The organism is Azoarcus sp. TTM-91, from assembly GCF_012911025.1.
GTDB lineage: Bacteria > Pseudomonadota > Gammaproteobacteria > Burkholderiales > Rhodocyclaceae > Azoarcus.
In genome coordinates this window covers 13,541-27,684 of sequence record NZ_WUEI01000062.1, presented here as the reverse complement: position 1 = coordinate 27,684, position 14,144 = coordinate 13,541, and the positions used below count along the sequence as shown (strand labels likewise).

Annotated in this window: 8 protein-coding genes; 4 read left to right on the top strand and 4 right to left on the bottom strand. The window is 68.3% G+C overall.

The window, feature by feature from the left end:
- The first annotated feature begins 47 nt into the window (after positions 1-47).
- Positions 48-1,238, top strand: a complete 1,191-nt coding sequence (locus GRF61_RS15910) for a glycoside hydrolase family 2 TIM barrel-domain containing protein (RefSeq protein ID WP_248281277.1) — start codon at positions 48-50, stop codon at positions 1,236-1,238.
- A gap of 4 nt (positions 1,239-1,242) precedes the next feature.
- On the opposite strand, the gene GRF61_RS15905 is transcribed toward GRF61_RS15910, so the two are convergent.
- From GRF61_RS15905 to GRF61_RS15890, 4 genes are all read right to left on the bottom strand, one after another.
- The gene (locus GRF61_RS15905; RefSeq protein WP_211166012.1) at positions 1,243-2,811 is read right to left on the bottom strand and encodes a GMC family oxidoreductase; all 1,569 of its coding nucleotides are present in this window, start codon (positions 2,809-2,811) and stop codon (positions 1,243-1,245) included.
- 17 nt (positions 2,812-2,828) lie between these two features.
- Positions 2,829-3,398 (bottom strand): gluconate 2-dehydrogenase subunit 3 family protein, encoded by a 570-nt coding sequence (locus GRF61_RS15900; RefSeq protein WP_169151611.1) that lies wholly within the window; start codon positions 3,396-3,398, stop codon positions 2,829-2,831.
- 212 nt (positions 3,399-3,610) lie between these two features.
- A complete protein-coding gene (locus GRF61_RS15895) occupies positions 3,611-5,392 on the bottom strand; it encodes an ABC transporter ATP-binding protein/permease (protein WP_169151610.1) in 1,782 nt (593 codons plus the stop codon).
- Between the two features lie 398 nt (positions 5,393-5,790).
- Complete coding sequence (locus tag GRF61_RS15890; RefSeq protein ID WP_211166011.1) at positions 5,791-7,356, bottom strand: TerC family protein; 1,566 nt, start codon at positions 7,354-7,356, stop codon at positions 5,791-5,793.
- A gap of 449 nt (positions 7,357-7,805) precedes the next feature.
- Here GRF61_RS15890 and GRF61_RS15885 point away from each other — a divergent pair, with 449 nt between their 5' ends.
- The 3 genes from GRF61_RS15885 to GRF61_RS15875 all read left to right on the top strand — a co-directional run bounded on the left by GRF61_RS15885 (position 7,806) and on the right by GRF61_RS15875 (position 14,132).
- Positions 7,806-10,364 carry a tetratricopeptide repeat protein gene (locus GRF61_RS15885; RefSeq protein ID WP_169151609.1) on the top strand — a complete coding sequence of 853 codons (2,559 nt, stop codon included), beginning with the start codon at positions 7,806-7,808 and terminating at the stop codon, positions 10,362-10,364.
- Positions 10,365-10,603: 239 nt separating this feature from the next.
- Positions 10,604-11,389, top strand: a complete 786-nt coding sequence (locus GRF61_RS15880) for a cyclase family protein (protein WP_169151608.1) — start codon at positions 10,604-10,606, stop codon at positions 11,387-11,389.
- 526 nt (positions 11,390-11,915) lie between these two features.
- Positions 11,916-14,132, top strand: coding sequence for an indolepyruvate ferredoxin oxidoreductase subunit alpha (locus GRF61_RS15875; protein WP_169151607.1), 2,217 nt, complete (start codon positions 11,916-11,918; stop codon positions 14,130-14,132).
- Positions 14,133-14,144 lie beyond the last annotated feature (12 nt).

Genomic DNA, 14,144 nt, shown 5'->3' with positions numbered 1-14,144 from the left:
CCCTTGCCCGGCTCGGCCCCGGCATCGCGCTGGTCGCTGCGCTCGCCCTGGGCACCGCCCCGGCCCAGGCCGCCGCCACGCCCGGCAAGGCGGCGCCTGCGAGCTCCCAATGGCAAGGCGCCGCCTTTGAAGGCGACCGTGCCTCGCTGGCCGCGCTGGCGATGGCCGGCGCCAAGGTGATCCGCGTCTATCGCGAGTCCGACGCCTGGGTGCTGGACGAAGCGCACAAGCTGGGCCTGAAGGTGGTGATGGGCATCTGGCTGGGCCATCCGCGCCACGGCTTCCGGCTGGAGGACGATGCCGCGCGCGCGGCGCAGGAGCGCCAGGTCAGCGAATTCGTGCGCCGTTACCGCAAGCACCCCGCTCTGCTCTCCTGGGGCGTGGGCAACGAGGTGGAGACCGACATGCCGGACCCCGCGCCGGCCTGGCGCGAGGTGGATCGCATCGCCGGCCTGGTGAAGGCGCTGGACCCGACGCACCCGACGCTGATGGTGGTGGCCGACACCAGCATGGAACGCCTGCGCCAGCTCGCCGACTGCTGCCAGCAGGTGGACATGCTGGGCATCAACATCTACGCCGGCGCGGTGTTCGACCTGCCGCAGCGGCTACGCACCGCCGGCATCAGCAAGCCGGTGGTGGTCGCCGAACTCGGCCCGCTGGGCCAGTGGCAGGCCGGCCGCAAGCCCTGGGGCGCGCCGGTGGAGCTCACCAGCAGCCAGAAAGCGGAGTTCTTCCGCAAGGCGCTGGCCTACCTGCGGGATCAGCCGCAGATCGCCGGCGTATTCCCTTTCCTGTGGGGCGCCAAGCAGGAGCAGACCGAGACCTGGCACGGCCTGCTCCTGCCCGATGGCAGCCAGACGGCGATGACCGATGCCCTGTCCGCCGCCTGGGGCAAGCCGGTGGCCACGCCGGCACCGGTGATCCGCGGCGTCGGCATAGGCCGCGACGTATTCGCGCCCGGCAGCGAAGTTTCCGCCGGCGTGGATGCGGTTTCCGCCGCCAACGGCCCGCTGCAGACCGACTGGAAAGTGCTGGCCGAAGCCACCGACCTGCGCCTGGGCGGCGACATCGAAACCGCGCCGGCCCGCATCCCGGTGAAAGTGCTGCAGGCGGATGCCGCCAGCGTGCGCTTCATCGCCCCCGCCCAACCGGGCGCCTACCGGCTGTTCATCACCGTGCGCGACGCCAGCGGCAAGGCCGCCACCGCCAACCTGCCTTTCCTCGTCGCCCGCGATTGATCAATCAAGCCGTATAGCGCCGCCACTCCGCCGCGATGTGCGCCGCGCTGCGGTGGGCCAGCGCCGAGGCGGTGAAGGTGGGATTCACCGAACCGCCGCTGGGGAACAGGCTGGGGCCGGCGATGAAGAGGTTGGCCAGCTCGTGACAACGGCCGTAGCCGTCGGTGACCGAGCTGGCGGCATCCTTGCCCATGCGGGCGCCGCCCAGCAGGTGCATGCCGGCCATCGGCCCATGCCAGGCTTCGCGTGCGCCGGCGCTGCGGAAGATGTCCACGCCCTCCTTCATCGCATGGGCGTAGAGGCGCTTGGCGTTGTCGTCCCAGCGGTGGGTCACCTGCATCTTCGGCATGCCGTGTTCGTCCAGCTCCCGCGCCAGCTCCACCCGGTTCTCCGCCAGCGGCAGGCTCTCGCCCACCGCGGTCATGGAGCCGAAGTGTTTCACCGCGTCGGCCATGAAGGCGTTGAAGGCGGCGCCGTGCAGGTCCGGCCGGCTGCAGGCGATGCCGAGCAGGTCGTTGGGCTTGGCCGAGTGGCCGATCAGCCACTGGTAGCCGCCGACGAAGTCCTTGCCCTCCGCCACCGGCTTGGCGTAGCCGTCCTGGCACAGCAGCTGGCCGCCATTGACGCCCAGGTGGGGGTCGGTTTCCTCGTTGAACAGGCCGAACACGCCACCCGCCACATGGCTGTGCAGATAGCGCCCCAGCGTGCCGGAGCCGTTCGCCAGTCCCTGCGGATGGCGCTCGGTGGCCGAGGCCAGCAGCAGGCGCGGCGTCTCCAGCGCGAAGCCGGCGACGATGACCAGCGCCGCCGGCTGGAAGTAGCGCTCGCCATCGCGCGAGACGATGACGCCGGTGACGCGCCCGCCCGCCTCGTCCGTCACCAGCCGGACCACCCGCGAACGGTAGGCGATGGCGGCCCCCTGTTCCTTCGCCCATTTCAGGTAGGTGACCAGCGGGTTGGCCAGCGCGCCGGTGGGGCAGCCAGCGTCGCACCAGCCGTCGTAGATGCAGGATTGCCGCCCCTTGTAGGGCACGGTGGCGATGGCCAGCGGCAGCGGCGACACATGCAGGCCCTTGCGGGCGAAGCCGCGCGCCAGCACTTCGCCCTGGCGGAAACGCGGGAATGGCGGCAGCGGATAGTCCGCGCCCGGCGGCCGCCAGCGCTCGGCGGCGGCATCGCCGGCCAGGCCGACTTCCTCCTGCACCGCGTCGTAGGCGCTGCGCAGATCCTCGTAGCCCAGTGGCCAGTCGGCGGCGACGCCGTGGCGGCTGCGCATCTCGAAATCCTCTGGATGCAGCCGGAACCAGCAGGCGTAGTGATGCACCGCCGAGCCGCCCGCGCCCTGGCCGGTGTTGAAATTCACCCCCAGCGGATCGGCGCCGCCGCTGGCGACCACGCCCGGCGTGCCCTTGAGCTGCCGTGCCCAGATCTGCGAACTCGCCAGGCTCTGGGCGCCGCGCTCGGCGCCGGCCTCGAACACCGTCACCGAGCGCCCTGCCGCCGCCAGCTTGGCCGCCATCAGGCTGCCGACCTGGCCGGCGCCCACGATCACCACGTCGACTTCCTTTGCCATCCTCATCGTCCGCGCCCTCATGCCTTGCGCGGCCAGGCGCTGGCCGGTTCGACGTGGGCGCGATAGTCCAGCCCCAGTTGCTTGAAGCCGGCGCGGGTGCCGAACACCAGGTCGGCGCCATCCGCCTTGCAGACGAAGTAAAACAGCCCGGCCGGCGGCCCCACCCAGGGCGCGGGCGCACCGGCGGCGATCTCGCCCACCAGCGCACTGCGGGCAGGGGCGTCGAGCGCGGCGAAGCCCCGGCCCTTGCGCACCTGGGCCAGCACGTCCACCGCGCGGATGCCATCGCGGTAGAAGGCCCGGTAGTCGCCCGGCCAGTCCATGTAGCGCAGGAAGAGCGCGCTGTGGTCGCGCGGCAGGGCGAGCTGGGCCTGCAGGTAATCGGCGGCGCCGGCCTGGGCGGCGCCGGGCACCAGGGTGTCCAGCCACAGCGACCACAGGCTGGCGCTGCGCGTATCCAGCGCGGGCTCCGGCTGGCGGGCGGCCAGCGCGGCTTCGGGGGCGAGGGCGAGCAGGCCGGCGCCGGCGGCGGCTTTCAGCGCGTCGCGGCGGTCCGGCCGGGTACAGCCCGGCTTGTGCTTGTTCATGGCAGCCTCTCTCGTCGGGAATATGTCGCCGCACTCGGCGTGTGCGGCTTTTCCCGGACGCTAGCGGCGAGCGGCCGCGGCGGCTATCCGAATCCCGCAGGCTTTGTCCGCCGGTCGCAGGAGATGGCTCGCGCCTGGGCCCGGAAAGGCAAGCGGCCGGCGGGCAAGGCTGCCGCGCTGGCCGCTTCAGCCATGAGAAAGGCTGCGCGTGTTCAGCCCGGCATCAACCGCCAGCGCCCTTCGCCCAGCAGTTCCAGCGTGCGGGTATGGAAGGCGCCCAGGCTGCTGCGGTGGCCGACGCTGACGATGATGGTGTTCGGCAGGCTCTCGCGCAGCAGGCCGTACATGGCATGTTCCAGGCCCTCGTCCATCGCCGAGCTGGCCTCGTCCAGGAAAACGATTTCCGGCTGCACCAGCAATGCGCGGGCGATGGCCAGGCGCTGCTGCTCGCCCAGCGACAGGATGCGGCCCCAGTCGGCCTGCTCGTCCAGCCGGCCGACGAGGTTGGCCAGCTGGCACACGCGCAGCACGCCCTCGGCGCGGCCATCCTCCGCCGGCGGTTCCGGGTAATACAACGCGGTGCGCAGCGAGCCCAGCGGAAGGTAGGGCTTCTGTGGCAGGAACAGCGCGGCGCGCTCCACCGGCCGGCCTACGCGCCCTTCCACGTAGGGCCACAGTCCGGCGATGGCGCGCAGCAGCGTGGTCTTGCCAATGCCGGAGGGGCCGCGGATCAGCAGCGCATCGCCGGCCTGCAGTTCCAGCGCCAGATCGCTGACCAGCGCCTCGCCGGCCGGCTTGCGCACGGACAGACCCTGCAGGCTCAGCCTGCCCTGCTCCGGCGTCGGCGCCAGCACCGGCAGCTGGCCGGCTTCCTCCACCGCGTCCAGGAAACCGGTGAGGCGGTCCAGCACCGCGCGGTAGCTGGCGAACTCATCGTAGGAGGTACGGAAGAAGGACAGCGCCTCCTCCACCTGGCCGAAGGCCTGGGCGGTCTGTATCACGTCGCCCAGGGTGATCTCCTTGCTCAGCAGCCGCGGCGCCTGGACGATGAAGGGAAACACCACCGCGATCTGGCTCACCGTGAGGTTGAAGCCCTGGAACTTGAGGGAACGGAAAACGATGGCCCAGCTGTTGGCGATCACATCCGCGAAGCGGCCGGCCAGGGTCTTGCGCTCCACCGCCTCGCCACGGAAGAAGGCGATGCTCTCGCCGTACTCCCGCAGGCGGATCAGCGCGTAACGGAAGCTGGCGTTGAAGCGCTCGTTGAGGAAACTCAGCCCCACCAGCGGCCGGCCGATGCGCACCGCGAACACGGTGGCGACGATCACGTAGAGGTACACCAGGAACACCATGGCCCGCGGCACTTCCACGCCGAACACCGCCAGCGCGCCAGATAGCGTCCACAGGATCAGGGTGAAGGAGAACAGCGACACCACCGCGTCCAGCAGGCCCATGGACAGCGTCAGCGAACTGGTGACGAAGCTGTCCACATCCTGCTGCACCCGCTGGTCCGGGTTGTCTATGGCCTGGGCCACGTGATGGGTGCGGTAGTAGGCCTGCTTGTCCAGCCAGCGCGCCATCAGCGCCTCGGTGAGCCAGACCCGCCAGCGGATCATGAAAGCCTGCCGCAGGTAGAAGGCCAGCAGCGCGCGCAGCACATGCAGGGTGGCGAGCACGCCGAACACGCCGAGCATGAACCAGAAGGCGGCGGCGTCCAGCGCCTGCATCGCGCTGTAGAAACCGTTGTACCAGTACGAGAACAGCACGTTCATGCGTACCGACAGCAGGGTGAACAAGACGATGAGTGCCAGCCAGGCCAGCGGCACCCAGCTGCGCCCCGGCTGGAAATAAGGCCAGGCCAGCCGGCGGACCTGGCGGCCCCAGGCGGTGTGGTGCGCCAGCCCGGCGAGCACCGCCGCCAGGCCGACGATACAGAGGGGAAAGGCAATCGCCAGCCAGGTGAGGCTGTCGATCAACTCGTTGCTCCAATCCATGCGTAACTCCCGAAGCCCCGCCGCTGCGGGGGCGGGAGGGGGCAGCCCGGCGGAGCGAAGCGCCGATGCTAGCGCATCCGGGATTTTTGCAGCGGGAGGGTATTACCGGGTGGATCCAGGAGGAGAAGGTGAAATAACGCTGGCATGGAGGGCTTCAATGCGGTGGCCCTACTGGAATGGCTCCCCTCTTTCCTGCGGGCGTGGGCGGAAGAAGGCGAGGCACTGTTTCGCCCGGTGGGGCATGGAACAGAGGCGGTGTGCAGCGCCTGGGCCTGTGGCGCCGAAGCCGCCCCTGCGGGGCGCCCCCTCTCCCCCGCTCCCGCGAGGGGAGAGGGAGTGCTGGCGGCGGTTGCTGGATGGCGTGGCTGCCGCCCAGCCCGCAGCTCACCGCCCTGCCCTCACGCGGCAGCCAGGCTCTCCGCCGGCTGGCGTCTTACCAGCACCGATTTGATGCGTTGCTCGTCCGCATCGATCACCCGGAACTCGTAACCCCGGAAGGGCATCACCTCGCTGACCTTGGGCAGGTAGTCGAAGCGCGCCAGCAGGAAGCCGGCGAGTGAGGTGTAGCTCTCGTCCTCGCTCACCAGGCCGTCGGTTTCCAGCGCCAGTTCCAGCTGGTGCAGGTCGGCGCTGCCGGCGACGATCCACTGCCCGGGGCCGTTCTCGCGGATCTCCAGTTCCTCGTCCTCGTCCGGGAATTCGCCGGCGATGGCTTCCAGCACATCCATCGGCGTCACCACGCCCTTGAGCAGTCCGTACTCGTCATTCACCAGCGCGAGCTGGCCACGGGTGTCGCGGAAGATGTCGATGAGCTTGATCACCGTGGTGCTCTCCGGCACGTACAGCGGCGCGCGCAGGCTGGCGGCTTCCTCCAGCTTGCCCCCGCGCATGAGCACACCGAGCAGATCCTTGGCCCAGGCGACGCCGACCACTTCGTCCAGCGAGCCGCGGCACAGCGGCAGCATGCCGTGGGCGGCCTCCAGCAGTTGTTGCTTCACCTCGTCGGCGGGGGCGTCGAGGTCTATCCAGGCGACGTCGGCACGCGGGGTCATGATGGAGCGCAGGTTGCGCTCGGCCAGCGACAGCACGCCGCTCACCATGTGGCGCTCTTCCAGCGCGAAGGCGGGCAGCTCCGCCGGCGCGCTGCCCTGTTCGTCCGCCGGCGCCTGTTCCTCCCGCTGCATGCGCCCGCCCAGCAGCCGCAGCACCGATTCGGCGGTGCGCTCGCGCAGCGGCCGGCGCGCTTCCAGCCTCACCATGTTGCGGCGGGCGAGCTGGTTGAAGAATTCGATCAGGATGGAGAAGCCGATGGCGGCGTACAGATAGCCCTTGGGCAGGTGGAAGCCCAGGCCTTCCGCCACCAGGCTGAGGCCGATCATCAGCAGGAAGCTGAGGCACAGCACCACCACCGTCGGGTGGGCGTTGACGAAGCGGGTCAGCGGCTTGGAAGCGAGCAGCATCACGCCGATGGAGATCACCACCGCCGCCATCATCACCGGCAGATGCTCGACCATGCCGACCGCGGTGATCACCGCGTCGAGCGAGAACACCGCGTCCAGCACCACGATCTGCGCCACTACCAGGCCGAAGCTGGCGTAGCCGTTGCTGCGCGTCTTCGAGTGCTCCACGCCTTCCAGCCGCTCGTGCAGCTCGGTGGTGGCCTTGAACAGCAGGAACAGGCCGCCCAGCAGCAGGATGAGGTCGCGGCCGGAGAGGCCGAAGCCGAGCACGGTGAACAACGGCGTGGTCAGCGTCACCAGCCAGGAGATGACCGACAGCAAGCCCAGGCGCATCAGCAACGCCAGGCTGAGGCCGATCACCCGCGCCCGGTCGCGCTGATGCGGCGGCAGCTTCTCGGTGAGGATGGCGATGAAGATGAGGTTGTCGATGCCGAGAACGATCTCGAGCACGACCAGGGTCGCAAGGCCGATCCAGGCAGCCGGATCGGTAAGCAGTTCAATCATGGTTGTATGCGATGAAGGGAAAACGGGGCAGACGAGCACAGGCGGCCCGGCATGGACGTGGCCATACCGGGCGTGCGGACGCGGGAATGCGGGAGATGTCCGGCGCTTGGCCGGCGAGCCCGCGTAGGCGCGGGGGAATCGGGTTGAAGCTCGGAAGGAGCGCAGCAAGGGCCGGCGGGCGCCGGCGGGCTACTTGGAGGTTCTGAAGCAGTTTCCATGGCGGTGGAGTTTAACCGATTGCGTTCGGACAAAACATTTTTGTCAGCCGACCGTCAGCATGCCTTCCCTCGCGGCCCTTCCCTTTCGCAGACCCGCGGCCTTGCGCGCTGGAGCGTGGTGCGCCAGCCTGCCCTGGCTCCGCCGCCCTGCAGCGCCCGCCGTGTGCCCCCCGCTACGCCGGGGGCATGCGCTACCATCCGGCATCCGCTCTCTCGCTGCCGGGGCCTACGATGTCCGACTCGCCGCCACGCGCCCTCGCCCTCTTCACCGACCGCAACGAGCAACGCGCCGACCTCGATGCCCACCTGGAACGCCTGCGCCTGGGACTGGGCCACACCCAGGGCGCGGTACTGAGCTTCCACGGCGTCGGCGGTGTGGGCAAGACCACCCTGCGGGAAAAGGGCATTGCCGACTTCCGCGCCAAGCTCGCCCGGGATCGCTACAGCATCGCGCCCTTTGCCCTGGCCGAGCTGGACCTGGACTCCGACAGCATCCGCCCGGACCTGCCGGTCGCCCTCTTCCTCGGCCGCGTGCGCACCGCCCTGCGCAAGGCCGGCATCGCCACCCCGCTGTTCGACTACGTCTACCTCACCTGGCTGCAGGCGGAGCACCCGGACCAAGCCATCACGCTGCGCCGCCATACCCGGGGCGAAGGTACGATGGCCGGCCTGCTGGACCTCGCCGACCTCATCGGCAACCTCGGCGCCGCGGTCGGCCTCAGTGTTCCCTCGATGGCGACCGCCCAGGGCTTCAACAAGCTCTTCCCCAGGCTGGGCGAGTGGTTCCGGCACAGCCGCGCGCACCAGCGCTTCGACGCTTCGCCCCAGAGCTGGTCGCAACGCGAGCGCACCGAACGCATGCCCACCGTACTGGCGCTCGATCTGCTGGAGGCGATCGCCCACCACCCGCAGACGGCCCTCTGCCTCGTCATCGACGGCTTCGAGCGGGTGCAATCCCGTGAATCGCGTCCGGACGCGCAATGGGCCCTGGCCACGCTGGTGGCCGAAGTCCTGCGCTGCGCGGACACCCTACCGCCCCCCGATGGCAAACCCTTGCGCGGACGCATCGGCTTCATCGTCTTCGGCCGCGAGAAGCTGCGCTGGACGGAGTTCTACGGCCGCGAGCGGGTACGCACCGACTGGGCGCGCGAAATCAACGACCAGGCGGAGCTGCTCGGCCTCACCGAAGACGATGCACGCGGCTTCCTGGTCGAAAAAGCCGCTGCCTGGGAACGGGCGCAGGGCCGCCACGAAATCGCCGGGCTGATCGAGCGTCACCTCGACGCCATCCTGCGCGCAGCCGCCGAACGCCTGCCCGGAAAGCCACCCAGCTTCCTGCCCTACTACCTCGACCTCGCGGTACTGATGATCCGCGACAATGCGGGCGCCTTCACCCCCGACCTGCTGGGCGACACCCCGGCGGAACTCGAGCGGCGCTTCCTGCGCAACCTGGCGCCGCAGCACCTGCGCGCCCTGCAGGCGCTCGCCGTGGCCCTGGAGTTCGATCGCGGCATCTTCGACCTCCTGCGCGAACGTGGAGACATCGAAGGCCACGACTTTGCCTGGCTGGTCGGCGAGCACTGGTCTTTCGTCAATCCGGTCGGCGACCGCCCCGGCTTTCACGGCTTTCACCGCCACATGCAAGCCAGCCTGATCGCCAGCCTGACGCCGGCGGAGGAGCGAGCATGGGCACGCGACGTCCTCACCGCCCTGTTGGACCGGCTCTTCGAGAGAATGCGCTTCGAACGCCCGGCGGATTTCGGACCGGTGCAGGAATCGGCGCTCGCGGATGCGATCAGCCTGCTGCGCGAGCACGTCGCCGACGGGCTTCTGGATGGCGAGACTGCCATCACCCGCGCGCTCGCCTTCGAGGAGCCCTTCGAAGGGCTTCAGGCTGCAAGCCTGCGCCGGCCCTTTCTGGATTGGACACAACAGACGGCCCACCGGCTGCTCGACCCCGGGCATCCGGATGCGCTCGTCGCCCGCAGCAACTTCGCCTCCTTCATCGGCGACGCCGGCGAGCCCTCGACCGCACTCCAGCTTTTCCGCGCGCTGCTGCCCGACATCGAACGCATACTCGGCGCCAACCATTCGGACACGCTCATCACCCGGGCCAACATTGCCTCCTGGACGGGCGACGCAGGACACCCCGGGGACGCACTCACGCTTTTCCGGGAGTTGCTGCCCGACATGCAGCGGCTGCTCGGCCCCAGGCACCCGGCCACCCTCGTCGCCCGCAACAACATCGCGTTCTGGACCGGCAAGGCGGGCGACCCGGAAACCGCCCTCAAGCTGCTCCAGGAACTGCTGCCCGACGTGGAACGCATCCTCGGGCCTGATCACCCTCATGCCCTGGGCACCCGTGGCAACATCGCCGAAGCAACGTGGAGCACCGGCAAGCCCGCGCTGGCGCTCACGCTTTTCCAGGACTTGCTGCCCGCCCGGATACGCGTTCTCGGCGCCGAGCACCCCGATACCCTGAGCACCCGCTACGACATTGCGTCTCTCACCCGGGATACCGGCGACCCCGCAGCCGCACTGGTGCTTTTTCGCACACTGTTGCCTGACCAGGAGCAGGCGCTCGGCCCCGATCACCTCGACACACTGAGTACCCGCCAGAGCATCGCTGCCCTTACCGGGAGCATGGGCGAGCCTGCCGCCGCGCTCAGCCTTCTCCACTCACTGATAGCGGATATGGAGCGGGTTCTCGGCGCCGGGCATTCTTCCGTTCTCAACACACTTGCCCTGGCGAAGCACCTGGAAGCGATGATGACGAGCCGGACTGAGTAAGCCGTGGCACCCCGCACCCTGCTTGAAAGAGACTCAAGCAAGGCCGCTGGCTGCAGCGCCCTTGCCCGCCCCTGCGTAAAGCGGACAAAGCCCTGCGGATTCCGGATTTTTCCTTCCCGCCTTCCGGTCCACCCTTACGCCATAACCCGAATCGGGCGCGGCCGCCCTGGCCAGGTCGGCACCGCGGCCGCGCCCAATGCTTCATCCCCTCACCCCCTGCCCCAACCAGGAGAGCCCGCATGGCCAGTACCAATCTTGCTGCCTTTCTCGCCGACCTCCAGGGCGGCCGCATCCGTGTGGTCGACCTCACCCAGACGCTGACGCCGGAATTCCCCACCATTCCGCTGCCGCCGCAGTTCGGCCAGTGCGCGCCCTTCACCATCGAGAACGTGTCGCGCTATGACGAGCGCGGCCCGGCCTGGTACTGGAACAACTTCGCCTGCAACGAGCACACCGGCACCCACTTCGACGCGCCCATCCACTGGGTCACCGGCAAGGACCTGCCGGACAACGCGGTCGATACCATCCCGGCGCAGAAATTCATCGCCGCCGCGGCGGTGATCGACTGCAGCAAGGAAGTGGCCGCCAACCCGGATTTCCTGCTCACCGTCGGCTTCGTCAAGGCCTGGGAAGAAAAGCACGGCCGCATTCCCGCTGGCGCCTGGGTGCTGATGCGCACCGACTGGTCCAAGCAACCGACGCCGGCCGCCTACCTCAACGCCAAGGAAGATGGCTGCCACACCCCCGGCCCGGACGCCGGCGTGGTGCAGTGGATGATCGAGGAACGCGACGTCTGCGGTTTCGGCGTGGAGGCCATCGGCACCGACGCCGGCCAGTCCTACGCCTGGGAAACGCCTTTCCCCTGTCACTACTTCATGCACGGCAACAACCGCTACGGCCTGCAATGCCTGACCAACCTGGACCTGCTGCCGCCGCAGGGCGCGGTGATCTTCGCCGCGCCGCTGAAGATCCAGAACGGTTCGGGCAGCCCGCTGCGGGTGCTCGCCATGGTGCAGGACGCCTGAGCCCCACCCCTTCCCGTCCAGACGGACATACGACGAAGCGCTTAATCCCAGGCTCTGCGGGTCCGTCTTCCCGACGCTCGGCGACATCCGGTTGCCGGGCGTTTTTTTTGCCCCACTTTAGTGCATCGATCCTGATTCCATGCTGCAACTGCAACATCGAAAACGGCTAATACCGCGGGAGAAAAGGGTTTTTTCCCAGCACCTTGATGGTGCGCCGCCGCACCGTTTTGGCAAAGGTATGTTTTTGTTTTTTCGTGTTATTTTTGGATATCCATGAAATTTCATCTTTTAGATTGACAGCAGAAATGTTCATTTCTAAAGTAGTTCTCAACGCATAGATTCATGGGCTTTCGATATTGCGTCGCAGCAAGCTGTGGAACCTCGACGCGCACATGGATCGAAGGAGATAAAACGATGGCCGACCACGATCTGGCCCCCAGCGGTACGCAGACCATCGCGTACGCCCAGCCCCCCCAACAGGGCTGCCTGAAGACGATGCGCCGCGACGGCAGCGAGGAGATCAGCAATGGCTGAACGTTCGTTCAAGAAGGAAGTGCAGCAGCTCCGGATTCCCGCCGGAGAGGAATTCCGCGGCGAGGGCATTCTCGCCATCACCAAGGCCCTGCTGCAGTCGGGCGTGGGCTACGTCGGCGGCTACCAGGGCTCGCCGATCTCCCACCTGATGGACGTGCTGGCCGACGCCAACGAGATCCTGCAGGAGCTGGACGTCCACTTCGAGACCAGCGCCTCCGAAGCCACCGCCGCCGCCATGCTGGCCGCCTCGGTGATGTATCCGATCCGCGGCGCGGTCACCTGGAAATCCACCGTCGGCACCAACGTCGCCTCCGACGCGCTCGCCAACCTTGCCTCCGGCGGCGTCACCGGCGGCGCGCTGATCATCATCGGCGAGGACTACGGCGAAGGCTCCTCCATCATGCAGGAGCGCTCCCACGCCTTCGCCATGAAGTCGCAGATGTGGCTGCTGGACCCGCGTCCCAACCTGGAGTCCATCGTGCAGTCGGTGGAAGACGGCTTCGAGCTGTCCGAGGCCTCCAACACGCCGGTGATGCTGCAGGTGCGCATCCGCTCCTGTCACGTGCACGGCCGCTTCATCACCAAGGAAAACAAGCGCCCGCGCTACACGCTGAAGCAGGCGCTGGAAAACCCGGTGCGCGACACCAGCCGCATCGTGCTGCCGCCCGCCTCTTTCACCCATGAGCACGAGAAGATCCAGCAGCGCTGGCCGGCCGCGGTGAAGTTCATCCGCGAGAAGAAGCTCAACGAGTTCTTCGACGGCGATGTGGAAGACGTCGGCCTCATCCTGCAGGGCGGCCTCTACAACGGCGTGATCCGCGCCCTGCAGCTGCTCGGCCTGGCCGACAGCTTCGGCAACAGCCGCCTGCCGATGTACGTCATGAACGTCACCTACCCGGTGATCGACGAGGAAGTCGTCGACTTCTGCAAGGGCAAGCGCGCGGTGCTGATGCTGGAAGAAGGCCAGCCGGACTACATCGAACAGAACCTGCACGCCATCCTGCGCAAGAACAAGGTGGACACCCACCTCTCCGGCAAGGACGTGCTGCCGATGGCGGGCGAATACACGACCGCGGCGATGAAGACCGGCCTGGAAGCCTTCATCAAGGCCTGGCGGCCGGAGTTGCTGGCAACCCACGAAGCGGTGGCGGCCGACGAAGTCGCCGCCGATGCGGTTGCCGCCGCGGCGCCCGCGGTTGCCAAGGCCAAGCCGGCCGGCGTGCCCATCACCTTCCACCCGAAGGTGAAAGACCTGGCCGAAGTGGTGCCGCCCCGCCCCGCCGGTTTCTGCGTCGGCTGCCCGGAGCGCCCCATCTTCGCCGCGATGAAGCTGGCCCAGCAGGATCTCGGCGAACACCATGTGTCGTGCGACATCGGCTGTCACCTGTTCTCCATCCTGCCGCCCTTCAACCTGGGCGCCACCACCATGGGCTACGGCCTGGGCGCGGCGTCGAGCTCGGCCTTCAACGTCAAGACCGGCAAGCGCTCCATCTCGGTGATGGGCGACGGCGGCTTCTGGCACAACGGCCTGACCTCCGGCATCGGCAATGCGGTGTTCAACAAGAACGACGGCGTCATCGTCATCGTTGACAACTACTACTCCTCGGCCACCGGCGGACAGGACATCCTCTCCTCCCGCGCCGAGAACGCCGACCGCTCGACCAAGAACCCGATCGAGAACGCCATCCGCGGCGCCGGCGTGAAGTGGGTGCGCACCATAGACCGCACCTACGACGTCGCCCGCGTGCGCGACACCCTGGAAGAAGCGCTCACCACCACCACCGACGGGCCCAAGGTCATCATCGCCCAGTCGGAATGCATGCTGAACAAGCAGCGCCGCATCAAGCCCATCTTCACCAAGGCGGTGAAGAGCGGCCAGCGCGCGGTGAAGGAGCGCTTCGGCGTCGATGCCGACGTGTGCACCGGCGACCACGCCTGCATCCGCCTCTCCGGCTGCCCCTCGCTCAGCGTGAAGGACAGCGGCGACCCGCTGAAGGAAGATCCGGTGGCCCATGTGGACAACGGCTGCGTCGGCTGCGGCAACTGCGGTGAAGTGGCCGAAGCCGCGGTGCTGTGCCCGTCCTTCTACCGCGCCGACATCATCCACAACCCGAACCGCGGCGACCGCCTGATGGCGAAACTGCGCAAGGCGGTGATCGGCTTCCTGCAGCGCCGCCGCGCCTCCCGTCAGGCCGAGTACGCCCTGTAAGCGCCCAGGAGA